At 65.9% G+C, this 24,635-nt stretch carries 16 protein-coding genes; 5 read left to right on the top strand and 11 right to left on the bottom strand.

Features of this window, described 5'->3' with window-relative positions; all coding sequences use genetic code 11:
- Positions 1–326: 326 nt before the first annotated feature.
- From ptsP to QD280_RS13495, 3 genes are read left to right on the top strand one after another with little or no spacing between them, the layout of a single operon-like run.
- Complete coding sequence (gene ptsP / locus QD280_RS13505; RefSeq protein WP_279839640.1) at positions 327–3,365, top strand: phosphoenolpyruvate--protein phosphotransferase; 3,039 nt, start codon at positions 327–329, stop codon at positions 3,363–3,365.
- Positions 3,358–4,401 carry a 1-phosphofructokinase family hexose kinase gene (locus tag QD280_RS13500; protein WP_279839638.1) on the top strand — a complete coding sequence of 348 codons (1,044 nt, stop codon included), beginning with the start codon at positions 3,358–3,360 and terminating at the stop codon, positions 4,399–4,401. Before ptsP ends, QD280_RS13500 begins: the two co-directional genes overlap by 8 nt.
- Positions 4,398–6,185 carry a PTS fructose-like transporter subunit IIB gene (locus QD280_RS13495; RefSeq protein WP_279839636.1) on the top strand — a complete coding sequence of 596 codons (1,788 nt, stop codon included), beginning with the start codon at positions 4,398–4,400 and terminating at the stop codon, positions 6,183–6,185. Before QD280_RS13500 ends, QD280_RS13495 begins: the two co-directional genes overlap by 4 nt.
- Positions 6,186–6,325: 140 nt before the next feature.
- Here QD280_RS13495 and betT read toward each other — a convergent pair whose 3' ends face one another.
- The 8 genes from betT to QD280_RS13455 form a co-directional block, all read right to left on the bottom strand.
- Complete coding sequence (gene betT, locus QD280_RS13490) at positions 6,326–8,365, bottom strand: choline BCCT transporter BetT (RefSeq protein ID WP_279839634.1); 2,040 nt, start codon at positions 8,363–8,365, stop codon at positions 6,326–6,328.
- 961 nt (positions 8,366–9,326) lie between these two features.
- Complete coding sequence (locus tag QD280_RS13485; protein ID WP_279839632.1) at positions 9,327–10,472, bottom strand: hypothetical protein; 1,146 nt, start codon at positions 10,470–10,472, stop codon at positions 9,327–9,329.
- A gap of 243 nt (positions 10,473–10,715) precedes the next feature.
- Entirely contained in the window at positions 10,716–11,111 is a 396-nt protein-coding gene (locus tag QD280_RS13480; RefSeq protein WP_279839631.1) for a hypothetical protein, read from the bottom strand.
- A gap of 199 nt (positions 11,112–11,310) precedes the next feature.
- Positions 11,311–12,054, bottom strand: coding sequence for a response regulator (locus tag QD280_RS13475; protein WP_052384687.1), 744 nt, complete (start codon positions 12,052–12,054; stop codon positions 11,311–11,313).
- 33 nt (positions 12,055–12,087) lie between these two features.
- Positions 12,088–13,506: an ATP-binding protein gene (locus QD280_RS13470; RefSeq protein WP_279839629.1), complete on the bottom strand. Its 1,419-nt coding sequence runs from the start codon at positions 13,504–13,506 to the stop codon at positions 12,088–12,090.
- Entirely contained in the window at positions 13,503–16,628 is a 3,126-nt protein-coding gene (locus QD280_RS13465; protein ID WP_225996289.1) for an efflux RND transporter permease subunit, read from the bottom strand. Before QD280_RS13465 ends, QD280_RS13470 begins: the two co-directional genes overlap by 4 nt.
- Positions 16,625–18,049 (bottom strand): efflux RND transporter periplasmic adaptor subunit, encoded by a 1,425-nt coding sequence (locus QD280_RS13460; protein WP_279839628.1) that lies wholly within the window; start codon positions 18,047–18,049, stop codon positions 16,625–16,627. Before QD280_RS13460 ends, QD280_RS13465 begins: the two co-directional genes overlap by 4 nt.
- A 358-nt stretch (positions 18,050–18,407) precedes the next feature.
- A complete protein-coding gene (locus QD280_RS13455; RefSeq protein WP_043334321.1) occupies positions 18,408–19,766 on the bottom strand; it encodes a gluconate:H+ symporter in 1,359 nt (452 codons plus the stop codon).
- A 293-nt stretch (positions 19,767–20,059) separates the two neighbouring features.
- Between QD280_RS13455 and QD280_RS13450 the strand changes: the two genes are divergently transcribed.
- Complete coding sequence (locus QD280_RS13450) at positions 20,060–20,650, top strand: gluconokinase (protein WP_347881972.1); 591 nt, start codon at positions 20,060–20,062, stop codon at positions 20,648–20,650.
- Positions 20,651–20,666: 16 nt separating this feature from the next.
- Here the strand turns inward: QD280_RS13450 and QD280_RS13445 are convergent, their stop codons facing one another.
- The 3 genes from QD280_RS13445 to QD280_RS13435 form a co-directional block, all read right to left on the bottom strand.
- Entirely contained in the window at positions 20,667–21,704 is a 1,038-nt protein-coding gene (locus QD280_RS13445; RefSeq protein WP_166019989.1) for a LacI family DNA-binding transcriptional regulator, read from the bottom strand.
- Between the two features lie 76 nt (positions 21,705–21,780).
- The gene (locus tag QD280_RS13440; protein ID WP_279839624.1) at positions 21,781–22,707 is read right to left on the bottom strand and encodes a lysine exporter LysO family protein; all 927 of its coding nucleotides are present in this window, start codon (positions 22,705–22,707) and stop codon (positions 21,781–21,783) included.
- A gap of 195 nt (positions 22,708–22,902) precedes the next feature.
- Positions 22,903–23,766, bottom strand: coding sequence for a hypothetical protein (locus QD280_RS13435; protein WP_279839622.1), 864 nt, complete (start codon positions 23,764–23,766; stop codon positions 22,903–22,905).
- 257 nt (positions 23,767–24,023) lie between these two features.
- Between QD280_RS13435 and QD280_RS13430 the strand changes: the two genes are divergently transcribed.
- Entirely contained in the window at positions 24,024–24,584 is a 561-nt protein-coding gene (locus QD280_RS13430) for a DJ-1/PfpI family protein (RefSeq protein ID WP_043334317.1), read from the top strand.
- The last annotated feature ends 51 nt before the right edge of the window (positions 24,585–24,635 follow it).

Here is a 24,635-nt window from a genome sequence, read left to right as displayed (position 1 = left end):
CGCACTTGTGGGCTCGGGTGCAAATCCTCTCTGCGCCGGGCACGCCTCGCTCGACGCCTCTCGAGCCCGCGCCACAGGCGGCTCTACGCCCAATGTCTAGTCACCAGAAGCACGTTTTCGGTTTGTGTTCGCTTGATCGGGCGCAAGAAAACGGCCAGCATGAGCCCTATTGAGGTGACACGATTCAGCACGCTCGTCATCACGCCATGACGCCGCTACCCTGTCGGAACTCGCCAAGTGACGTGTCGCGGCAGCTGAAAGACACGCTTGCAGCGCACCGCCAACATCCAGGCTCCTCACCAGAAGGGAGCCTCAAGGAGCCAGCCATGCTCAGTCTTGATCGCGAGGACATCCTTCTCGCCGCCCATGCCAGCGACTGGCGCGATGCCTTGCAACAGGCCGCCGATGCTCTGGTCGCCGGTGGGCGCGCCACGCCCGGCTACCGTGAGGGCCTGCTGGCGCGTGAAGCCCAGTCTTCCACCTACCTGGGGCAGGGGATCGCGATCCCCCACGGCACGCCGGACAGCCGCGAGGCCGTGCTGGCCACCGGGGTGCGTGTCCTGCAGTTTCCGCAGGGCGTGGAGTGGCACGACGGCAATCGCGTCTTCCTGCTGGTGACCATCGCGGCACAGTCCGACGAGCATCTCGACATCCTGCGCGCGCTGACGCGTGTGCTCGATCGCGATGGCGTCAGTGAGCGCCTGGCCTCGGCGACCACCGCCGAGGAAGTGCTGAGCGAGCTGGGCCGCGAGGTGGTGCCGCCGCGCCTGGATGCCGAGACGCTGCTGTGCGGTTTCCCCGCGCGTGATCGTGACGAGCTGGTGCTGGCGGGGGCCGCGCGCCTGCGCCAGGCCGGCTGTGTCAGTGATGGTTTTATCTCTGCCATGCTCGCCGCCCAACCGGTGGCGCTGGGGCAGGGCGTGTGGCTGGCGCAGTCGCAGCAGGATGTCACCCGCTCGGCGCTAGCCATCGTCACGCCGGAGAAGGCACTGGAGACGCGCCACGGACGCATCACTGCGCTGGCCTGTCTGGCAGTCGATGCCCAGCAGGGCCAGCATCAGCCGTTGCTGGAGCGCCTGCTGACGCTGCTGGAAGAGGGCGCAGGCGAAAGCCTGCCGGGCCTGTCGGCCAGCGCCCTGCTGGCGCGGCTGTCGGGGGAGTCCGCCACGGCGCAGCTGGCCCAGGTCGTGTTGCTCAATGCCCACGGCCTGCATGCGCGTCCGGCCAAGCAGCTGGTGCAGGCGGCGCGCGAAGCCGGCGAGCAGCATGGCGTCATTCCGGCGCTGCGACTGGAAGGCGATGACAGCGGTGTGGTCAGTGCCGCCAGTCTGACCAAGGTATTGGGGCTGGGGGCACGCCGCGGCCAGACGTTGATCTTCAGCGCCTCCGGCGATGACTCGGCGGCCAATCAGGCGGCGCTGAGCATGATGGTGAGCGCGGTGCAGGCCGGTCTCGGGGAGGCGGTGGAGCCGCTGGCCGATTGGCGCGCCGACGCCGCCACGCCGCTGGAGGCCAGCGAACAGCAAGCCACCCGCGACACCCAGCAGGCCGCTCCCGCCGCCGACAGCGTGGTGCCTGCGGTGGCCGCCTCGCCGGGCATGGCCATCGCGCCGTGCTGGGTGATGCGCCTGCCGCGCTTCGTCTACGAGACGCGCAGCGATGCCGGCGCCGATCGTGAGGCCGAGCGCCTGGTGGCCAGTATCCAGACCGCCCGCGAGCAGTTGCTGGCGCTGGTCAATCGCGCCGAAGGCGCCGAGATGGCCGAGATTCTCTCGATGCACGAGGAGATGCTCGGCGATCCGGAGCTGTTTGCCGCGGCGCGCGAAAGCCTCGATGAAGGCCACAGCGCCGAAGCGGCCTGGTGGTCGGCCATCGACAGCGCCGCCAGCGCCCAGGAGAACCTCGCTGATCGCCTGCTGGCCGAACGCGCCGCCGATCTGCGCGATGTCGGCCGGCGGGTGCTCGGCGTGCTGACCGATACGCCGCTGCCCAGCGCCCCCGAGACACCGCATGTGCTGGTGACCGAGGACATCGGCCCGTCGGATGTGGCGCGTCTGGATACCACTCGCGTGCGGGGGCTGGTCACGGCGCTGGGCGGGGCGACCTCGCACAGCGCGATTCTGGCGCGCTCGCTGGGCATTCCGGCGGTGGTCGGGGCTGGCCCGAGCGTGCTGGCGATCGCCGATGGCAGCGAGCTGATCGTCGATGGTGAACGAGGCCGCGTCAGCGTGATGCCCTCGGCCAGTCGCCGCGCGCGTGCCGAAGAGGCGATCGCCGGGCATGAGCAGCGTCAGGCCGCCGCCTGGGAGTCGCGCATGGCACCCGCCACGACGCTGGATGGCCATCATGTCGAGGTAGTCGCCAATCTGGGCAACACCGCCCATGCCGGCGATGCCGTCGAGCGCGGTGCCGAGGGTGTCGGCCTGCTGCGTACCGAATTCGTGTTCATGGCGCACCCGCAGGCGCCGGACCTCGCCACCCAGACCGCCCAGTACGGCGAGGCGCTGGATGCGCTCGAGGGGCGGCCGCTGGTGGCACGCACGCTGGATGTCGGCGGCGACAAGCCGCTGCCGTACTGGCCGCTGCCGCGTGAGGACAACCCTTTCCTTGGCCTGCGTGGCATTCGCCTAGCCCTGACGCGCCCGGAAGTGCTCGAGACCCAGGTGCGGGCGCTGCTGACGGCCGCCGGTGCGCGGCCGATTCGCCTGATGTTCCCGATGGTCAAGGACCTGGCCGAACTGCGTGGCGCGCGTGCCATCGTCGATCGTGTGCGTGGTGAGCTGGACGCCGCCTATGAGGCCGAACATGGCCAGCCGCCGGTGCGCGACGTGCAGGTCGGCGTGATGATCGAGATCCCCTCGGCGGCGCTGACTGCTGCCAGTATCGCGCCGGAAGTCGACTTCTTCTCGGTGGGCACCAATGACCTGACCCAGTACACCCTGGCGATCGACCGTGGCCATGCGACCCTCTCGGCGCAGGCCGATGGCCTGCATCCGGCGGTGTTGCGCCTGATCGAGATGACCGTCAGTGCCGCCCACGCCCACGGCGCCTGGGTCGGCGTCTGCGGTGAGCTGGCCAGTGATGACCAGGCCGTCGGCGTGCTGGTCGGGCTGGGCGTGGATGAGCTGTCGGTGTCCAGCCGCCAGATTCCGCTGGTCAAGGCGCGGGTGCGCGAGCTGGACCTGGCCACGGCGCGTGAGCAGGCGCGGGTCGCGTTGGCCCAGCCGACCTCGGAAGACGTGCGCAGTGCTCTGGAAGCGCTGCTCGAGCAGGGCGAGCCTTCCGTTGCCGAGGTCACCTCAGGCGCTGCGGCCAGTGATGCGCCAGTAATGGACACAGCCCGCGGGAGTCAGTGTGATGAGTGACAACACGACGCGTCAGGCCGCCGACTGCCCGGTATTGTGTGTGACGCTCAACCCGGCGCTGGACATGACCATCGGCCTCGACAGCCTGGTGCCGGGCAAGGTCAACCGGGCGCGCAGCCATCATCTCGAGGCGGCGGGCAAGGGCATCAACGTCGCGCGGGTGCTGGCGACGCTGGGCCATCCGGTGACGCTGAGCGGCTTTCTGGGCGCCGACAACCAGGCCGATTTCGAGGCCGCCTTCGCCGAGTGGGGGCTGAGTGATGCCTTCGAACGCGTCGCGGGCGCGACCCGCATCAACGTCAAGCTCGGCGAGGCCAGTGGCCGTGTCACCGATATCAACGGCGCGGGCATGCAGGTCGATGAGGCCGCCTTCACGCGGCTGGAGACGCGCATCGATGAGTGGATTGATCGTCAGCAGGCCGAGGGCAGCCCAGAGCGCTGTGCCGTCGTCATCGCCGGCAGCCTGCCGCCTGGCGTCAGCAGCGAGCAGCTGGCGAGCCTGGTGCAGCGGGTGCGTGCCCGCCGGATTGCTTGCTGGCTGGACACCAGCGGCACGGCACTGGAAGCCGGTCTGGCGGTGCCGCCCAGCGGCGTGAAGCCCAATGAGCAGGAACTGGCGCTATGGGCGGGCGAACCGCTGGAGAGCGACGCCGCCCGTCAGCGCGCGTTGGCGAGTCTGGTCGAGCACGGCATCGAACAGGCGCTGATCTCTGCCGGTCCGGAAGGCGTGCTGTGGGCAAGCCCCGGCGCCGAGACACTGCGGGCACGCCCGCCGCGCATGCGAGTGGTCAGTACCGTATGTGCCGGTGATACCCTGCTGGCCGCCATGCTGCATGGGGTGCTCTGCCATCCGACACCCACGGCGGCCATGCGTGAACAAATTCTGCGTCATGCCACGGCGCTTTCCGCCGAGGCCGTGACCCACCCGGGGCCGGGCAATCCCGCCGCCCCGGAGCTTGAAACCCTCCAACAACACACCAGCATCGAGACATTGGCCAGTGCCGAGGTCGCGACAGCCGGAGAGCCACGCCCATGAATGTCATCATCGTTACCGCCTGCCCGAGCGGCATGGCGACCAGCTTCCTGGCGGCGCGCCGTCTGGAGCAGGCCGCCCGTCGTCGCGACTGGGAACCCCTCATCGACATGCGCTCGCAATTCGAGCGTGAACTCGTGTTGAGCGATGCCCAGCTCGCCGCCGCAGAACTGGTGATCGTCGCGGCGTCGCCGATGACCAGCGCCGGTCTCGAGCGTTTCGTCGGCAAGCGCGTGCATGTCGCGCCCATCGAGGAGGCGCTGCCGGACCCCGCCGCCTTCCTGGCCAATGCCGAGGCCCGCGCCCGCGTGCTGGAAGCCAAGGACATCGCCGATGTTGCTGCGACTGTCAGCGCCACGGCCACCGGCGCAGCAAGCGCAGCTGGTGGAGAGGTGGCGCACAAGCCGTCCATCGTCGCGGTCACCGCCTGCCCGACCGGTGTGGCGCATACCTTCATGGCCGCCGAGGCCCTGAGCGAGGCAGGGCGAGCGCTGGGCTACCCGACGCGGGTCGAGACTCAGGGCTCGGTGGGCGCGCAGGATGCGCTGACCGAGCAGGAGATCGCCGCGGCCGAGGTGGTGATTCTGGCCTGTGATATCGAGGTCGACCCGACGCGCTTCGCCGGCAAGCGAGTCTGGCGCACCTCCACCGGCACCGCGCTCAAGAAGCCGCGCGATACCATCGAGCAGGCACTGGAAGGTGCCGAGGTGGAATCCGCCACCGCCGCGGGCGGTCAGGGCAGTCAGCAGAAGGGCGAGAAGCGCGGCCCCTACAAGCACCTGCTGACCGGCGTGTCCTTCATGCTGCCGATGGTGGTGGCGGGCGGCCTGATGATCGCGCTGTCCTTCGTGTTCGGCATCAAGGCCTTCGAGGAAGAAGGCACCCTGGCGGCGGCGCTGATGCAGATCGGCGGCGGGTCGGCCTTCAAGCTGATGATTCCGGTGCTGGCAGGCTACATCGCCTACTCCATCGCCGACCGCCCGGGCATCACGCCGGGCATGATCGGTGGCTGGCTGGCCGCCACCCTGGACGCCGGCTTCCTCGGCGGCATCATCGCCGGCTTCCTGGCGGGCTACAGCGCGCTGGGGCTGAGCCGCTTCGTCAAGCTGCCGCAGTCGATCGAATCGCTCAAGCCGATCCTGATCATCCCGCTGGTGGCGAGTATGGTCACCGGTCTGGTGATGATCTACGTGGTCGGCACGCCGGTGGCGGGTCTGATGGCGACGCTGACCGAATTCCTCGAATCGATGGGCTCGGCCAATGCCGTGCTGCTGGGCATTCTGCTCGGCGCGATGATGTGCTTCGACCTCGGTGGCCCGGTCAACAAGGCTGCCTACGCCTTCGGTGTCGGCCTACTGGCCAGCGAGACCTACGCGCCGATGGCGGCCATCATGGCAGCCGGCATGGTGCCGGCGCTGGGCATGGGGCTGGCCAGCTTCATCGCGCGTAGCAAGTTCGCCGAGCCGGAGCGTGAAGCCGGCAAGGCCAGTTTCATTCTCGGCCTGTGCTTCATCTCCGAGGGTGCGATTCCGTTCGCCGCCAAGGACCCGCTGCGCGTGATTCCGGCCTGCATGGTCGGCGGTGCCGTCACCGGCGCACTGTCGATGCTGATAGGCGCCAAGCTGCTGGCGCCGCACGGCGGGCTGTTCGTGCTGCTGATTCCCAACGCCATCAACGTGCCGCTGATGTACCTGGGCGCCATCGTCGCCGGCACCCTGGTGACGGGTATCGGCTATGCGCTGATCAAGAAGGGCGCACAGCAGGTCGAGACCGCAGCCGCGACCTGAGCCTCTGGCAGGCAGGTAAGGACGCAAGCCGCAAACGCACAAGTCAAGACGCAAAAAGCCCCCCGCCGGTCTCCCGGCGGGGGGCTTTTTGCATTGCAGGCTGAGCGCAGGCGCTCAGTGACGGCTCAGTCCAGCTTCGGTCAGTTCAGTTCCGACTTGCCGATCACGCCCGGCATCGCCGGCGCTTCGTTGACCGTATCGTGGCGCACGAAGGCCAGATGCTGCTGGTAGGCGGTGACGACTTCGTCGAGCACCTGGGCACGCGACAGGCCGTTGAGCTCCTGACCGCTGCCACCCTCGGAGAGGTGCACTTCCAGACGCAGGTAGAAGTCATCATTGGCGTCGATGAAGCTCGGCGTCTGCTGGCGCACCGCACGCACCTGGTAGACGAAGTTGGAGGCGTCCTCGAACTCGACTTCCAGCGTCACGCGGGGCAGCGGCTCATCTTCCAGCGTCTCTTCGGTGACGCTCGAGACCTGACCGCGACGATTGAGCTCCTCGGCCAGCTGGTTGAGGGCCGGACGAATGGAGCGTTTGAGAGTCGCCTCGGAACTGCCGCTCTGGGCGAAGTCTAGCACGTGGTCCAGACGCTCATGCCAGTCGACGCCTTCGTAGACGCAGCTGTTGTCCTGACGCACGTTCTCCTTGCGGTCCTCGATCATCAGCGCCTTGTACATGCCGATCATCATGAAGATCAGCACGATGGAGAAGGGCACGGCGGTGATCACCACGGCGCTCTGCAGCGCGCTCAGCCCCCCGACCATCAACAGTGCCAGCGTCAGCAGGCCGATGATGGCGGACCAGAAGATGCGCAGCCAGATCGGCGCATCGTGGTTCACGTCCTTGAGGATGGAGGTGAAGTTGGCCAGTACCAGAGCGCCGGAGTCGGCGGAGGTCACGAAGAACACGATACCCAGAATCGCCACCACGGCGGTGGTGATGGTGGAGTAGGGCAGCTGCTCCAGGAAGGTGTAGATGGTGTTCTGCGGTGCGTTCAGGGCTTCGGTGGCCAGTGCCGCGACGTCCTGATTGGCGACCATGTCGATGGCGGAATTACCGAACACGCTCATCCACACCATCATGAAGCTCAGCGGAATCAGCAGCGCGCCGAACACGAACTGACGGATGGTACGACCACGCGAGATACGCGCCAGGAACAGGCCGACGAACGGGGTCCAGGCGATCCACCAGCCCCAGAAGAACAGCGTCCAGCCGCTCATCCACTCATCGGTACCCGGGGTGTAGGCGTAGGTATCGAAGCTCTTGGCGGTGAACTGGGTGATGTAGTCACCGACGTTGAGTACCAGGGCGTTGAGCAGCTGCGAGGTGTCGCTGACGGCGAGCACGAAGATCAGCAGCGCCGTGGCCAGCAGCATGTTGAACTCGGACAGCATGCGGATGCCTTTCTCGACACCGGTGATCACGGAAATGGTCGCCAGTACCATCACGCCGATGATCAGCGCGGCCTGGACGGCGAGGTTCTCGGGCACGCCGAGCATGAACTTGAGGCCGTAGTTGAGCTGGATGACGCCGATGCCCAGCGAGGTAGCGATGCCGAACACGGTGGAGATGATCGCGAAGATGTCCACGGCGTTGCCGATCGGGCCATTGATGCGGTTGCCGAGCAGCGGGTAGAAGGCCGAGCGGATCGCCAGCGGCAGGCGGTGGCGGTAGCTGAAGTAGGCCAGCGACATGCCGGCGAGCACATAGATGCCCCAGCCGGAGAGGCCCCAGTGGAAGAAGGTTTCCACCATGGCGTTGCGGATTGCCGCCTGGGTCTGCGGGTCACCGGTCACCGGCGCCACGTAGTGGGACAGCGGTTCGGCGATGCAGTAGAACAGGATGTCGATGCCGATGCCGGCCGCGAACAGCATCGCCGACCAGGACAGCAGCGAGAATTCCGGGCGGGAATCGTCCGGCCCGAGGCGAATGCGCCCGAAACGCGAGCAGGCGATCAGCACCCCGAAGACCAGATAGGCGACGATGGCCAGCATGTAGAACCAGCCGAAGGTATCGATGGTCCAGCCCAGGGCGCTGCCGATCCAGGCGTCGGCCTGTTCGGTGAACAGCATCGCGAAGGCCAGGAAGGCGAGGATACCGATGATCGATCCGTAGAAGACCGTCGGGTTGATACGACTCGAGGACGGCGTGGCGTTCTCGGCGGAAGCAGGTTTCTGCATGAGCAACTCCTTATCAGGGGAAGTTTCACTCGTGCGTGGTGCTTAGCTGCCCGTCAGCCGCAGAAATTGCGGGTGGCGTGCAGGAAAAGACGGACACGAACGGCACGGGCCGTGCTCAGCTCACGCGCGGGGCGGAACTTGCAGCAGCGGCAGTGTCGACTGCCGTGACGACGCGATTGCAGGGGCATCGCTGGGCAGCAAGCAAGAAATGCCGGTGGGCAATTCATGAGAGACGCCGGGCGCGCACCGTGGTGCGGCCCCTTTCCTGCAGGCCAGATTGGCCGCAGAAGAACGATGGCGGGTCGAGCGCTGGGAAACGCCTGGCCTTCATCGCGCTGCTCTCATCACTTCGAACGTCTACTCGGCGTCCCTGGACGTCACCCGCCTTCTCGCGAAGGGCGGGTCACTCCGGTGTCTGCTCGCGAGTCCGTGGCGGTCGCCATCGCTTGCTCCCTTGAAGTTGCCGGGATGGCAGGCGTCAGTCTCGTCGGCATCTGCCGGGTCCGCTTTCCTGTGACGGTTGCAGGCATCCCGTCTTGCTGCCGCCGGTCGAGATCGGCAGCGGAGGGGAGCTCAGCAGTCAGGAAAACGCGACTCACATCATCACGCCGTGTAATGCTCAAAGCCTTGCAGAATTATTTTAATTGATTGTTCAATAAAAATATAACCCCCCTTTGGGGAAAAAGGCAGTGCAACTGTCGCTTTCGCTTATCCTCGTGTCGCGATCAGATCGCCGCGAGGCCCGATGGCAGAGCCTCGCAGGCGCAGTGTCGTGCTCTGGAAAACCGCTGTCGGTAAAAGGACACAACGACGCCGCCCCGACCACAGAATCGTGGCCGGGGCGGCGAAAGTGACGTCAGCAGGGCAGCTGAATGGCTGTGTCCGGGGCGCGGATCGTCCGGTTCTTACCTCGCCTGAGCTTCGGTCAGCCGGCTTTCAACTGCCCTGCTGATGGCCTGACTCAGGCGTCTTCAGACTGGTCGGCGTCATGCATCGGGCCGCGCTTCATGTCGCCGCCCTTCATGCCGCCATGATGCTTGCCAGCGTGATGGCGCATGCCGTTGGCCATGAAGGCTTCCAGCGCATCGAGCTGCTCGGCGGACAGCACATCGGCGAGTTTCTCGCGGCCTTCCTCACGCAGCTCCAGGCGCTGCTCCTTCATTTCCTTGCGCATTTCCTGGCGGGCGGCGACACGCTCCTGCTTGGTGTCGGCGTCCTGCATGGCATCGCGCATGTCGTCGTGCATCTCTTTCATGCTGTCATGCATCTCGTCACGCATTTCCTTGCGGACTTCCTTGAGCGCCTGCATCTGGTCATCGCTCAGGTTCCAGCTGGCCAGCAGCGCCTTCATGCCTTCCTGCTGCTGACGGTCAGCCATCTTCGGGCCGCGCTTGTCACGCTGGTGCATCAGGTCCAGCACCTTGATCTGGTCGTCATCCAGCACCTTGGCCAGACGATCGTGCTGGGTCTTGCGCAGTTCCTCGAAGGCCGCCTTGCGCGCTTCACGCGAGTCGAAGTCGGTCTTCTTGAGTGACTCCATGTCGTCACGCATGGACTTGAAGGAGTCCTTGAGGGCGCTGCGCTGGTCGTCATCCAGGTCCCAGCTGTCGAACAGGGCGCCCATCAGCTGCATGCGCTGCTTGCCGTCGTCGGCCATGTGCTTGCCGCCGCGTTCGCCACCACGCTCGTCGGCATGCTTGCCTTCGCCGTGTCGTTTGCCGTCATGCTTGCCCATGTGCTTGCCGTGCATCGGCTTGCCGGCAGCCCAGTAGGCTTCGAGCACCTTGACCTGATTCTCGTCGAGAATCTCTGCCAGGGCGGCCTTGTGTTCTTCACGCTGTGCCTGGATGGCGTCGCGGCGCGCTTCGCGGGAGTCGAACTTCTGCTCCTTGAGCTGCTTGCGGCTTTCCATCTGCTGTTGCTTGAGTGCGTCGAGCTGTTGCTGCTGTTCATCGCTGAGATGCCAGCTGGCGAGAATCTTGTCGAGGCCTTCCTTGCGGTCGGCGCCGTCATGGTGCTTGTCGTTGCTTGAGGCCACGGCGGTCATCGGCAGTGCCAGGGCGGTCAGCAGACCGGAAACGATGAGCTTGCGAGAAATGCGGTTCATGGCGTACTCCGAGTGTCTAGATAAAGGGCCGGAATCAAGCGATAAGAGCATTATCAGCAGTGAATGTGCCGGCATTGTGCAACGTTTCATGGGGTTGCGTGCAACGCGCCTGGGCGGAACATGCAACGGCTTGCTGTATCTTTTCTGCAGCGTGATCTTGTGGTCTGAATCCTGTAGGGACTGAGTCCTTGATCAAGGTGATGACGCCAGGTTTCAACCCGGGGCGCTCAGACGCGGTTGCCATCAGCCACCGTGGTGGTGCTTCTTCGCCGCCTTGGCGTTCGCCTGGGCATTCGCCGGATAGTGGCGGTCGAACTGCTGGTGGAAGCGCTGGGTCTGATGGCGATTCAGGACGCGATCGACATCCGCCAGGTAGGCCTTGCGCGCCTTGGCAAGTGCCTTGGCGTCGTGATGGCTCTCTGCGGCCTGACGTTGCTGGCGATAGTGGCGATATTGCTTGTCGAGGGTGGCACGCTGGCTGACGTTCAGGCTGATGCCATCCAACAGCACGTTCAGCGAGACATCGGCGGCGCTGGCACTGGTCACGCTCAGCGGTGATGCCATCAGCATGACGCTCAGTACGCCGGCACCGATCAGGCGAGTGCGGGAGAGAGCACGACTGGCAGGACTGTGGGACATGACGAATACCTCACTTGTGGCGTAGACCCGCGCTTGAGCAGCAGTAAATGGCTCTCGCTTAGGCAGTGATGACAGTATCCGTCGCAGTTGGACAGCAAGTTCGCACCGTGGGTGCAACAAAAACGCAACCGCCGTCTGTGGTCACAGACGGCGGTTGTCATGTTTCTGAAAGGTTTCAGGGCCTGCGCGAGGCGAGATATCAGTCCAGCACGTCAGGCTCGAACTTGTAGCCGACGCCATAGATGGAGCGAATCACGTCGCGCTCCGGCCAGACATTGGCGATCTTGCGGCGCAGCTTCTTGACGTGGGAATCCACCGTGCGCTCGGAGACGATGCGGTGGTCGCGATACATGTGGTCCATCAGCTGGTCGCGGGAGAAGATGCGCCCCGGCGACTGCATCATCACCTTGAGCAGCTGGAACTCGACCGCGGTCAGGCCCAGGTCACTGCCATCGGCCAGCGCCTGCCAACCTTCTTCATTGAGCACCAGCTGGCCCTTGTCGGAGGTCTGCGAGAGGGTCTGATCAAGCGCCTGGCTGCGACGCAGCACGGCCTTGATGCGCGCCACCACCTCACGCGGGCTGAAGGGTTTGCAGATGTAGTCATCGGCACCCAGCTCCAGTCCCAGCAGTCGGTCCACTTCCTCGACCCGCGCGGTCAGCATCACGATGGGCAGCAGGTTGTCCTCGGCCCGCAGCTGACGGCACAGGGTCAGGCCGTCGGTGCCCGGCAGCATGAGGTCCAGCAATACCAGGGCGGGTGTCTCGTCATTGACCGCCGCGATGACGGCGTTGCCGTCGTCGACATGCCGGGTGCGATACCCGCTGCCGTCCAGATAATCGCACAGCAGGCTTGCGATCTTGGGCTCGTCTTCCACCACCAGTATCAGCGGTTTCTGGGTCTCGGCCCGGGCGTCAGTGGTGTCGGCGTGAACGTCGCTCATGGTCAAGAGTCCTTGCAGATGAAAATGACTGTTTCAAGTAGACAACAGCGGCAGGCGAATGTCCCATCGCAGTCCGCCCAGCGATGACTGGCCCGGTACCAGCTGGCCATCATGCGCACTGACCAGCGCGCTGGCGATCGACAGGCCCAGCCCTGAACCCCCGCTGGAGCGGTTGCGCGAGTTCTCGACCCGGTAGAGGCGCTCGGTGAGGTGGGCAAGCTCGGCCTCTGGCACGCCGGGGCTCGAGTCTTCCCAGCGCACGACCGCCCAGCCGGGGTGGCCAGCGCCATCCCCGGGTGAGGCGGCCTCGCGTAGCAGGCTGACCTTCAACTTGCCGGGCGAGTCGGTGTAGGCGCGGGTGTTGCTGGCCAGGTTGCTCCACAGCTGATGCAGGCGCTGCATGTCGCCCTGCACGCGCAGCGGCAACTGGATGTCGGTCTCCAGCTGGATGCCGCTGTCTTCCAGCCAGCCGCGCAGGTCGTCCAGGCTGTCGCTGAGCTGGGCATCCAGCTCCAGCGGCTCGCGCCAGGCTTCCAGGGTGCCGGCATCGCTCTGGGCCAGCAGGCGCAGGTCCGACACCAGGCGGTTGAGGGCATCCACCTCCTGCTCCAGCGAGCCGAGGCTGTCCTGGCTCATCGGGCGGATACCGTCCTGCATGGCCTCGATCTCGCCCTTGAGCACCGCCAGCGGCGTGCGCAGTTCATGGGAGATATCACTCACCCAGCGCTGGCGCGAATCGCGGTTGGTCTCCAGCGTCTGCGCCAGCGCATTGAAGTCGCCGGCCAGTCGCGACAGCTCATCCCGCCCGCGCACCGGCAGGCGGGTGGCATAGTCGCCACTCGACAGACGGCTGGCGCCACTGGCGAGGTCACGCACCCGATGGCCCAGCCACCAGGCGATACCGGCCGCCGCCAGCAGCGAGGCGAAGGTGGAGGACAGGATGATGGTCGCCAGATTGCGCGATTGACGCTCCAGATACTGGTCCTTGCCGCGGCGCAGGAATTCACTCACCGGCAGGTAGCCCAGCTCGCCGATCTTCTCGCCGTTCAGCTTGAGGTCCTTGAACCGCATGCCGGGGATGGGGCGCGGCGGCCCATTGAGGCGCTGGCCGCGGGTATCGCGCAGCATGTAGTCCTGGGGGCGATTTATGTTGGCGCCCGGCGGCATCTCGAATCTGTCTGGCGGCGCCTGGGAATGCACGATGCGCCCCCAGTTGCGCCGGCTCTTCATCCAGTCCCAGTTGCCTTCCGCGGCGTAGGCGCTGACCAGATCGGACGAGATCAGCTCGATGCGCTCCTGCTGGGTCTGCTCCAGATACTCGGCGAACCCTCTGTCCATGCTGTGGGAGATGAACATGTAGATGCTGCCGCCGATCACGACATTGGTCAGCAGCAGGATCACGAACAGCCGCACGGACAGCCGTGAGCGCCAGGCGGTGACGGCGGGCATCATGATGGCTGTTCCTCCTGACGCGGGGTGCGGGGCGGCAGTCCCAGCAGGCGGCGCAGATTGTGCTGCAGGTCTTCCAGCAACAGGTAGAGCGAGGGCACCAGGATCAGCAGGATCACCGTCGCGAACAGGATGCCGAAGCCGATGGAGACCGCCATCGGGATCATGAAGCGCGCCTGGCGCGAGGTCTCGAAGATCATCGGCGCCAGGCCGAAGAAGGTGGTCAGCGTCGTCAGCAGGATGGGACGCAGACGTCGCGTGGCCGCCATGATGATCGCCTCACGCGCAGTGGCACCGGCCAGACGCTGGCGGTTGGCGTAGTCGATCAGCACCAGGGCGTCGTTGATGACGATGCCCGACAGCGCCAGCATGCCCATCAGACTGATCACCGACAGGCCATAGCCCATCAGCTGATGGCCGATGACCGCGCCGATCAGGCCGAAGGGGATCGCCGTCATCACCAGCAGCGGCTGCAGGTAGCTTCTGAACGGCAACGCCAGCAGCAGATAGAGTGCCGCCAGCGTCAGCAGCAACGACACCTGCAGTGACCCCAGGTTGTCGGCGGTCTCTTCCTGACGCCCGCCATAGCCGATGCTCAGGCTCGGATACTGGCTCTTCAGCTGAGGGTAGACATCGCTTTCCAGACTGGTGATCACCTGACTGACCGCGTCGGACGGGGTGACGTTGGCGGTGACCTCGATCACGCGGCGCCCGTCGATGCGCAGAATGCTGGACGCGGCGCGTCCCTGCTCGATATCGGCCACCAGCCCCAGAGGCACGCTGACGCCGTTGCCGGTCTGCACGCCGAAGTTCTCCAGCTGGGCGAGGCTCGCGCGCTGGTCTTCGGGCAGCAGCACCTTGACCTCGACCTCGTTGCGGCCCTGCTGCTGCTTGAGGGCGGTCGCGCCGGACAGCGGCCCGCGCAGCTGGTTGGCCAGGGTGGCGCCATCCAGTCCCAGCGAGCGACCGTAGGCGTTGAGCTGCAGATAGAGCTCGCGCTTGCCGTCATCCAGGCCGCTGTCGATGTCCGACAGCGAGCTGTAATCCTCAAGCGATGTCGCCAGCGACTCGGCGGCAGCCATCAGCGCACCGCTGTCAGACGAGGAGAGGCGGATGGTGAGGCCCGCGCCGCGGCCCGGCCCGCCGATATCGGACTCGAACAGCAGCGACTCGGTATTGGCGATGGTGCCGGCTTCCTCACGCCAGGCCGTGATCAGCTGCGAGGGCGACCAGTTGTCCTCCACCGTGGTGTCCAGGTTGGCGATGATGCTCAGCGAGTTGCCTTCGATCTCGGCGCTGGTGGAGTAGATCGCGGGGGCGTCGTCGCGCTCGCGGACCCGCTCCAGCGCGTCCAGCAGCAGGGTGCGCACTTCGCGGTCCTGACTGATCGGGCTGCCCACCGGCAGGTTGGCGGTGACACCGGCTCGGTTGGACTCGACACGTGGCATCAGCGAGAAGCCGAGGCGGCCGCTGGCCATCCAGGCCATCGCCAGCACCAGCAGCGCCAGGCCGCAGATGGCGGTCAGGCCACGATAGTTCAGGCACCCTTCGAGGAAGGGCTGGAAGCGGCGACGCGTGAAGCGCTCGAGTCCGTGCTGGACGCCATGGCGCACGCGGTCCAGCGGTGCCAGCCAGCGGATCGGCTTCTCGCTGGTGTGACCCAGGTGCGCGGGCAGGATGAAGATCGCCTCGATCCAGCTCAGCGCGAAGATGCTGATCACCACCAGCGGAATGATGCCGAATACCAGCCCGAGGAAGCCGGGCAGGAACAACAGCGGAATGAAGGCCACGATGTTGGACAGGATCGAGAATGCCAGCGGCACCGCGATCTCGCGCGCGCCGAGAATGGCGGCTTCGCGCATGCTGGCGCCGCGCTCACGGTGCGAGTGGATGTTCTCGCCGACGATGATGGCGTCATCGACCACGATGCCCAGCGCGATGATGAAGGCGAACATCGAGATCATGTTGATGGACACGCCGACCAGCGGCAGGAACAGCATCGCACCGAGGAAGGCGGTGGGGATGCCCAGCGTGACCCAGAAGGCGAGACGCGCCTCGAGGAACAGCCCCAGTAGCACCAGCACCAGCACCAGGCCCATCCAGGCATTCTTGAGCAGCAGCTCCAGACGGTCCTGATAGACCAGCGAGTCATCGTCCTCGACGCTCAGTGTCAGTCCGCGCGGCAGGCTGGCGGTCAATTGCGGCAGCATCGCCATGGTCGCGGCGGACAGCTCGTTGGGTGTCTGGGAGCCGACCTGATAGATGTCGAGACCGATCGCCGGCTCGCCGTCGTAGAGCACTTCCTTGTCGCTGTCAGCGAAGCCGTCGGTGACGGTGGCGATATCGCCCAGACGCACGACATTGCCTTCCTGGCTGGAGATCACCGGCAGCTGCGCGAACTCGGCGGCGCCGTCGCGACGCGCCTCATAGCGCACCAGGTATTCGCCCTGCTGGGTATCGAGGCTGCCCCCGGCCAGGTTGAGCGCCTGATTGCCGATCAGGCCGGCGATATCCTGATGCGACAGGCCATAGCGACGCAGCGCGCCTTCCTCCAGCGCGACATGCACCTCGCGGTCACGGATGCCGGTCAGCTCCACCTTGGTGATGTCGTCGCTGTCCAGCAGGCTCAGGCGCAGACGCTCGGCGACATTGCGCAGGGTCTGGTCATCGGTCTGGCCATGCAGCTTGAGCTCCATCACGCTGCGCGAGCGGCCCGCCAGCGAGTAGACGGGCGGGTCGGATTCATCGGGCAGGGTGGTGATGCTGTCGATGGCCTGCTGGATGTCCTGATAGGCGCGCATGGTCTCGACGCCGTCCTGCAGCTCGATGGACAGCGAGCCGAGGCCTTCCTCGGCGGTGGCGGTGATCTCCTCGATGCCCTCCACGTCCTGTACCGCGGACTCCATCGCCTGCAACAGGCTTTCGGAGACCTCATCCGGCGTGGCACCGGAATAGCTGACGCTGACGTTGATGATCTCGAGCTCGAAGGAGGGGAAGACCTCCTTCTTGATCTGGCTGGACATCAGCAGGCCGCCGAGAATCAGACACAGCATCAGCAGGTTGGCGGCGACGCCGTGATCGTGCATCCAGCGGATGGGGCCCTTGAGGCGCGACTGTGCCGTCATGAGTCACTTCCGGAGGTTGTGGCGTTCTTGTCGGCAGCTGCGGTGTTTTGATCGGCAACCATGGCGCTCTTGTCGCCAGTCGCCGTGTCCTTCTCAACTGTCGCGGTGCTCTTGTCGCCAGCCGTCGTCTTGCCGTCAGCCGCCTTGGCATCAGTTGTCTTGGCGGTCGGCGTCGGTGTATCGCCACGCGCGCGCAGGGCCATGCCGGCTTCGACGCTGCTCAGGGAGCTCGTGATGACGCGCTCGCCGTCCACCAGACCGTCGGCGACCAGCAGGGTGTCATTGCCCAGATGGCGCACGCCTACCGAGCGCTTCTCGAGATGCCCGTCCTCCGTCAGCACCCAGACCTGCTGGCCGCTGCGCAGCGCACTGATCGGCAGTTCGATCAGCGAGGCGGTGCGCTGGGGTGTCAGGGTCGCCTCGACCACATCGCCGATGCGCAGTGCCGGGGTGCTGGCGCGTGCCTCCTCGGAGACATTGAGCGCCAGCGGGTCTTCCACCGCCACCATCACCTGGGTCAGCAGGCCGTTGTCTTCCAGCGACGGCAGCACGCTCCACACTTCGCCACGGCGATGCTGGCCATCCGGCCAGGCCTTGCTCGAGAGCAGTACCGGCGTGCCCTGGCCATCACGGGCGTGGGTCGAGAGCCATTCCATGTCGGCCTGCGGCAGATTGAGGCGCACCCAGAAGCGGTCGGTGGCCACCAGCGTCAACAGGTCGGTGAAGGCGTTGAGGTCGCTGCCTTCGCCGACCAGCCGCTCGCTGATCAGACCGTCGTAGGGGGCGCGAATCTCGGTGCGGGCCAGATTGAGCTTGGCCTGATCGCGGCTGGCGCGGGCGCTTTCCACGGCGGCCTGGGCCGACTTGAGCTGAGGTTCGCGCAGGACCAGCGCTTTCTGGGCCGCCGGCAGATTGCGACCGAAGGTCTTGTATTCCGAGGCGGCGCGGATCTGCTCGCCCTTTTCAGAGGCGAGGCTGGCTTCTGCCGTGGCGAGATCCGCCTCGGCCTGCCGCAGTGCCAGCTGATAATCCAGTTGATCGAGACTGGCCAGCAGCTGGTTCTCGCGGACTTCGCGGCCGGCCTCGATGCCTTCGGGGAAGGGTGCCAGCTGGCCGCTGACGCGCGTGGAGACCGTGGTCTGACGATCGGCGATCACGCGGCCGAAGCCCTCAAGCGTCGGGGCGTTGGCGGCATGGCTGACCGTCACCACCTCGACCGTGGGCGCAGGTGCCTCGCTGGGGGCACGCTTCGGCGCACCGGGGCGATGATTCATCCACCAGGCGGCCAGCGCGATCGCCAGGGCGAGAATGATCAGCGCCAGCAGGCGCATCCAGATCAGGCGCCGCGAGGAGGGTGCGGGGCGGCCGGCAGGGGCGGGCGACGCGGAAGACGACGCTGGCGTCTCAGGGCTATGGTCCATGCGGACTCCGAACGAAAAGTGACTGGCCTGATGCGCAGCCGTCTTCTGGCCAGTCGCTTTGGCGTCGGTCAGAGCGGGCGGTGGATCATGGCCATGAAAGGCAGACGAATGGGTGGATGATCGCATGATGCCATTCAGGCGCAATGCCAAAATGGGAAATAGCGTGCAACAGACGCAATCTGCCATTGCGTGATTGGCGCCCCACAAAAAAAGCTGCCACACGAAGTGGCAGCTTTTCACGCGTGCGCCTGGCGGGCGGCGCCTGCTGACGGGATGAACCCTCCTGTCAGCCTGGCTGAACCGCGCGGGCAGGCCAGATTCAGTAGTTGAAATAGTTGAACTAGTTGAAGTGGATAAACTAGATGAACAGGCCGATCAGCAGCGCCATGCAGACGCCGATCACGCCGATCAGGGTCTCCATCACCGTCCAGCTCTTGAGTGTTTCCTTCTCGGTGAGACCGAAGTAGCGGCTGACCAGCCAGAAGCCGGAGTCATTGACGTGACTGAGCACGGTGGCGCCACTGGCGATGGCGATCACCACCAGCCCCAGCACCGGGCCTGACAGCGCCAGCGTATCGATCACCGGGGCCATCAGACCGGCAGCGGTGATCATCGCCACGGTGGCCGAGCCCTGGATGACACGCACGGCGGTGGCGATCAGGAAGGCAAGCAGGATCGGCGGCAGGTTGCTGTCGGCCATCAGGTTGCCGAGCACGTCACCGACCCCGGAATCGATCAGCATCTGCTTGAAGACGCCGCCCGCGCCGGTGACCAGGATGATGATGCCGGCGGGTTCGAGCGCCTTGGTGGCGACTTCCATCACCTGTTCGCGCGTCATGCCACGGCGTGTGCCCAGCAGGGTGAAGGCCATCAGGGTGGCCAGACTCAGTGCCACGAACGGGTGACCGAGGAAGCCCAGCCAGCCGACCAGCGGGCTGTCGTCACCGAACAGGAAGCCCGAGACGGTGTTGAGCACGATCAGCGCCAGCGGCAGCAGCACGATGGACAGGATCAGACCGAAGCCCGGGGCGCGCTGATTGACCTCTTCATCGCTCATCACGCTGCCGGTATTTTCCATGTAATCCGGGATCCTGGCGTCGATGCGCGCCGCGATGAAGCGACCGAAGATCGGCCCCGCGACGATCATCGCCGGCAGGCCGCACAATGCCCCGAACAGGATGACGTAGCCGAGATCGGCACCGATCAGCTTGGCGACCGCGATCGGCCCCGGAGTCGGCGGAATGAAGGAGTGGGTCACGGCAAGGCCGGCGAGCAGCGGGATGCCGTAATAGAGCAGCGAGCGGCCGCTGCGGCGGGCCAGCGCATAGACCAGCGGCACCAGGATGATGAAGGCGACATCCAGGAACACCGGAATCGCGACCAGAAAGCCGGTCAGCGCCAGCGCCCATTGCGAGCGTGAGGTGCCGAAGCGCCCCAGCAGGGTATTGGCCATGCGATCGACACCGCCGGACACTTCCAGCATCTTGCCGAACATCGCGCCGAGACCGACCACGGTGGCAACGAAGCCCAGGGTGTTGCCCATGCCGTTGGTGACGGAGTCGATGATGGCGTCGGGCTGCATGCCGGTGGCCAGTCCGACCCCCAGACTCACCACCAGCAGGGCAACGAAGGCATGCAGGCGCAGGCGCATGACGAGGTAAAGCAGCAGCAGGATGCCACCGAGGGCGGCAAGGACGAGGGTGCTATCTGGGGACATGATGGCGAACTCTTGCGGCTGGCAACGGCGTGATCATCGGCCATTGCCCAAAGGCGTATTGTGTGAGGCGTCGTGGGTCGTGCAGGATGAAAGTTACCGGTAACATTAACGCTTACGCAATGATCCGAAAGGTGCATGAGGGACAAAAGTCTGTCGCGTCTGGCAGCTGACTGTCCGCCAACGGGCAGTCGCTCAGTGCGCGACTGCCGTCCCGAGGCGCCGGACAAGGGATTGATCGGCAACATCGGGTACGCTGGTGGGCCATCGTTTTCATTCAGGGGGAGAGGGTTTTCATGCAGCAGCAGGCAGAAGGAGCATCAGCGGTCGCGTCGATGCCGACCAGGTCAGAGGCTCTGGCCGCTCAGGGTGGCGTGCGTCTGGTGGTCATGGGGGTGTCGGGCTGTGGCAAGTCACACGTCGGGCAGCAGCTGGCGGCGTGCCTGGGCGCGCAGTTCATCGATGGCGACGATTATCACGGTGAGGCCAACGTGGCCAAGATGGCGCGCGGCATCCCGCTGGATGACGATGATCGCCACGGCTGGTTGGCCCGTCTGGCCGAGCTGATCGAGGATGCGCGTCGCGACGGGCGCAGTCTGGTACTGGCCTGCTCGTCCTTGAAGCGACGTTATCGGGATCAACTGCGTGGCGGAGACCCCGCGCTGGGCTTCGTGTTCCTCGAAGGCTCGCGCGAGCTGCTGCTGGAACGCCTTGAGGCGCGGACCGATCATTTCTTCAAGGGCGCTGACATGCTCGACAACCAGCTGGCGACGCTCGAGGTGCCCGGCGACGATGAAGGGCGCATCCACACCCTCGACATCAGCGCCACGCCTCAGGCGCTGGTCGAGAGTGTCTGTCAGCAGGTCCTCGACACGCCGGAGCGCTAGTCGCTCGCCGGACGTCTCACGGCGCCAGGCTGCCACCTTTCTGCAGGCTGAAGCCCAGGTCTTCCCACAGGCCGTGGGGCGTGGCGTCGAGATCACCGCTCAAGCGCGCCAGCAGCAGGGCGGCGGCGCGCTCGCCGATCTCGCGGCGTGGCGTGACCACGCTGGCCAGCGGCGGCCAGGTGCCGCGGGTCATCTCCAGGCCGTTGAAGCCGGCCAGCGCCAGCTGGTCGGGCACCGACAGGCCGCGGCGCTGACACTCGAACAGCCCGCCGGCCGCCAGGTCGTCATTGCAGCAGAACACGGCCTGGGTCTCGGGCCAGCGGGTCAGCATCTCGTCGAGCAGCTCGCCGCCCATGCGCACGCTGGAGGGGGCATCGGTGGTCAACAGCGCCTGCTGCGACAGGCCGGCGGCCTCCATCGCCGCACGCCAGCCACCCAGGCGCTGTTCGACGCGGCGGTCCATGCGCGCACCGAGAAAACCGATATGGCGATGGCCCAGGGCGATCATGGCCTCGGTCATCGCACGGCCAGCGGCGTGCTGGTCCAGTCCCACCGCCATGTCGAGCGGCGTCTCGCGCTTCTCCATGCACTCCACCACCGCACAGCCCGAGCGCGCGATCATCTCGCGGGTACGAGGGCTATGGCGACTGCCGCACAGCACCAGCCCGTCGATGCCGAAGGAGAGCCAGGTCTCGATCAGGCGCTCCTCTTCCTGCATCGAATAGCCGGTATGGCCGATCAGCAGCTGATAGCCCGCGGCGGCCAGCGGGGCTTCCAGGCCGCGATGCAGCTCCGAGAACACGGCGTTGGAGAGCGACGGAATCAGCAGCGCGATCAGCCGCGAGTGGCCGCTGGCAAGGCTGCCGGCCTGACGATTGGGCATGTAGCCCAGCTCGCGGGCGCATTCGGTTACCCGCTCGCGCATCGCGGCGGACACCTTCTCGGGCTGATTGAGCGCGCGCGACACCGTGACCTTGGTGACGCCCAGTCGGGCGGCGATATCGGCCAGGGTGACGCGCTTGAGGCGGGAAGCTTTGTGAGGCTGAGAGGGCATGGACATTCAAGCGGCTGCGAAGGAGGACAAGAGTGTCCCTGTTAAGGCAGCCCGGGAGCAAGCCTTGCCCGGCGGATCAGACGTGACTCAGCGAGAGCAGGAACAGGATCATCGGCGGCGCCGCCAGCGACAGCAGGAAGCCCGAGACGACGGCGACCGGGACGCAGGCCACGCCTCCGGTCTGCTGGATCACCGGTAGCGTGAAGTCCATCGAGGTGGCCCCGCCGATGCCGATGGCCAGCGGCGTGTAGCGCTGGATGGTCAGGGGGATCAGCACGAAGGCCAGCAGCTCGCGCGCCAGGTCATTGAAGAAGGCGGCGCCGCCGAGAATCGGGCCGAGCTGATCACCGACCAGGATCCCCGAGAGCGAGTACCAGCCGAAGCCGGCCGAGATCGCCATGCCCTGATTCCACTCCAGCGCCAGCAGGGGGGCCGCCAGCAGCCCGCCGAGCAGCGAACTGGCCATCACCGTCAGCGCGATGACCAGGCCGTGCCGATTGAGCAGGATCTGGCGCAGGCTCATGCCGGAGCTTCTGAGCTGGCAGCCGATCAGCGCCAGCAGCACATAGAGCGCCCATTCGGCGAGGGTGTCGGTATCAAGCTGGGTGCCGAAGGTCTTGAGCAGCACGCCGGCGCCGACGCCGAGCGCGACCACGGCGGCAAGGGTCAGCGAGCCGGACAGCGCCTGCCAGCGGGTCATCGGCGCGCCATCCACCGCCTGGGCGGGATTGGCGCGCAGCGGGCTGCGGCGCGACAGCCACCACAGCGCCAGCAGATTCAGCGGCGTAATGATGGCGAACAGCGTCAGCGCCTGACCGCTCATGGCGGCCATGCCGACACTCAACTGCTCCAGCGCCGCCAGTCCCATGCCCATCAGGAACAGGATGAGATAGATGGAGGCATTGACCAGCCGATTGACCACCGCCAGGCGGCCAGGATCGGTGAGACGTACCAGATAGCCGAGTATCAGCGGCAGCAGAATGAAGATGAGACCCGACAGCATGACCCTTCCTTGGCGTTGCCACCCGGACAGCAGGGGCGGCGCAAGTGATTGATTGGCGGTGAATACCGCCGAAGGGCCTTACTATATCGGTTGGCGTGGAGTCTGGATAACCCCGCCATCACCATTGCGCGAGAGACTTGCTGATGGCGTATCAGCGGGGCTTATGATCAGCCGCGCTAGAGGCGGGAGCTGTCATCACTGGCGGGCGCTGCTCAGCTGGTTCAGGGTCAGATGGGCCGAGCGCGGCGGCACCTCGCCGTTGCGGTTGCCGTCCTTGTCCATGACGTCTTCGTAGTCGAGGTAATCGAGGCCGACCATCAGGCCCGGCCAGCGCGGCGCCAGCCAGATACGGTAGTGCTTGTGCTCGCGATGCTTGCGCCACGCCTCGATGCGCAGGGTGCGGAAGGTGCGCTGTGCCGCCTGGCGCGTTTCCTGGCCCTGGATCTCATACATCAGGGTGCGCTGGCGGCCCTTGTGGTCGAGATAATCCAGTGAGCAAGGCGTCGCGGCCAGACAGGCCTGCTCGCTCCATTGGCTGTCGACCTGCTGGCTAAGCAACACCAGCAGGCTCTGACGGTCAGGCAGGCGGGTGTCGCCTGCCTCCGGTGCTTCCCGGTTGTAGTCCTTGCCGATGCCGGCCAGCCGATAGCCGGAGCGATAGCCCTCGGGCAGCAGACGACCCTCCGCAAGCGTGAAGCGGCCCTGCTCATAGCCGCTGGCGACCTTGATGGAGGCCTCCATGCTGGCGATGTACAGCTCGCCACTCTGGCTGACGCGCTGGGTGATGGGCACGTCCGGCCAGCCATCCAGCACCAGGGTGTAGTGGGCGGTGAAGGGCACCGGGGCGATGCTGGCGCCAGGCGCCAGGGGCGCGTCAGGGCTGACAGCGGCCTCATCGCTGGCCGCCTGGGCATTGCCTGCCAACAGCAGGAGCGCCCCCAGGCCTGCGCGCCACAGGCGCTGCCATGCCGAGGGCCGATCGGCGCGTGTGGCGGTGCAAGCGCCGCAACGCGCGGGGGATTGAGAGAAGAGAGACAAGGCGGAAGATGGCAGGGTCATGGTGACTCCCGAGACCGGCACTGGAGCCGTGGCCTGTGAATGGGGGTGTCGAGCGGTAAGGCAGCGACGGGGCAGGGCGACTGCACGTGATGATGTAATGATGTTGAGGCGATCCACAATCAAGCCAACGCCCGTCAGGCGGCCACGACGATATTTCAGCGCTTGCTCATGTGCAATGGATAGGTACTCTGTAACTGCCTTGTCCTTCCGCCGCGCGCGGCGCGTACCTAGACGTTGGGTCCAATCAGGAGATCATCATGGCCAGCATTGTCATCATTGCCGGGGATTTTGTAGAAGATTATGAGCTGATGGTGCCGTTCCAGGCGCTGCAGGCGATGGGGCATCGCGTGGATGTCGTCTGCCCGGACAAGACGGAAGGCGATATCGTCAAGACCGCCATCCACGACTTCGAGGGTGATCAGACCTACACCGAGAAGCCGGGCCACAACTTCGCGCTCAACGCCAGCTTCGCCGAGATCGCCGTCGAGAGTTACGACGCGCTGCTGATCCCCGGTGGCCGCGCCCCCGAATATCTGCGTCTGGATGAGCGTGTGCTGGCGATGGTGCGTCACTTCGTCGAGGCCGACAAGCCCATCGCCGCCGTCTGTCATGGCCCGCAGCTGCTGGCGGCCGCCATGTCGCTGGAAGGCCATCGCGTCAGCGCCTATCCGGCCTGTGCGCCTGAGGTGAAGCTGGCGGGCGGTGAGTTCGTGTCGCTGGAAGTGACCGACGCCGTGACCTCCGGCAAGCTGGTGACCGCACCGGCCTGGCCGGCACATCCGGAATGGCTGCGTCAGTTCCAGGCGCTGCTGGTGTGATGCGCCCCCGCTAGCCACGCCATCGCATCGCATGTGCCTACGACACCCTGC

This window comes from Cobetia sp. 1AS1 (assembly GCF_029846435.1).
In the GTDB taxonomy this organism is placed as follows: Bacteria; Pseudomonadota; Gammaproteobacteria; order Pseudomonadales; family Halomonadaceae; genus Cobetia; species Cobetia amphilecti.
This window is presented reverse-complemented; position numbering and strand designations above follow the sequence as displayed.

Excerpts from the sequence above, each read along its gene's own strand:
- QD280_RS13435 (WP_279839622.1), bottom strand. The coding sequence starts at position 23,766 with ATGACCCTGCCATCTTCCGCCTTGTCTCTCTTCTCTCAATCCCCCGCG.
- QD280_RS13480 (WP_279839631.1), bottom strand. The coding sequence starts at position 11,111 with ATGTCCCACAGTCCTGCCAGTCGTGCTCTCTCCCGCACTCGCCTGATC.
- QD280_RS13485 (WP_279839632.1), bottom strand. The coding sequence starts at position 10,472 with ATGAACCGCATTTCTCGCAAGCTCATCGTTTCCGGTCTGCTGACCGCC.
- QD280_RS13430 (WP_043334317.1), top strand. The coding sequence starts at position 24,024 with ATGGCCAGCATTGTCATCATTGCCGGGGATTTTGTAGAAGATTATGAG.
- QD280_RS13470 (WP_279839629.1), bottom strand. The coding sequence starts at position 13,506 with ATGATGCCCGCCGTCACCGCCTGGCGCTCACGGCTGTCCGTGCGGCTG.
- QD280_RS13500 (WP_279839638.1), top strand. The coding sequence starts at position 3,358 with ATGAGTGACAACACGACGCGTCAGGCCGCCGACTGCCCGGTATTGTGT.
- QD280_RS13455 (WP_043334321.1), bottom strand. The coding sequence starts at position 19,766 with ATGTCCCCAGATAGCACCCTCGTCCTTGCCGCCCTCGGTGGCATCCTG.
- QD280_RS13465 (WP_225996289.1), bottom strand. The coding sequence starts at position 16,628 with ATGACGGCACAGTCGCGCCTCAAGGGCCCCATCCGCTGGATGCACGAT.
- QD280_RS13440 (WP_279839624.1), bottom strand. The coding sequence starts at position 22,707 with ATGCTGTCGGGTCTCATCTTCATTCTGCTGCCGCTGATACTCGGCTAT.
- QD280_RS13475 (WP_052384687.1), bottom strand. The coding sequence starts at position 12,054 with ATGAGCGACGTTCACGCCGACACCACTGACGCCCGGGCCGAGACCCAG.
- betT (WP_279839634.1), bottom strand. The coding sequence starts at position 8,365 with ATGCAGAAACCTGCTTCCGCCGAGAACGCCACGCCGTCCTCGAGTCGT.
- QD280_RS13445 (WP_166019989.1), bottom strand. The coding sequence starts at position 21,704 with ATGCCCTCTCAGCCTCACAAAGCTTCCCGCCTCAAGCGCGTCACCCTG.
- QD280_RS13450 (WP_347881972.1), top strand. The coding sequence starts at position 20,060 with ATGCAGCAGCAGGCAGAAGGAGCATCAGCGGTCGCGTCGATGCCGACC.
- QD280_RS13460 (WP_279839628.1), bottom strand. The coding sequence starts at position 18,049 with ATGGACCATAGCCCTGAGACGCCAGCGTCGTCTTCCGCGTCGCCCGCC.
- QD280_RS13495 (WP_279839636.1), top strand. The coding sequence starts at position 4,398 with ATGAATGTCATCATCGTTACCGCCTGCCCGAGCGGCATGGCGACCAGC.
- ptsP (WP_279839640.1), top strand. The coding sequence starts at position 327 with ATGCTCAGTCTTGATCGCGAGGACATCCTTCTCGCCGCCCATGCCAGC.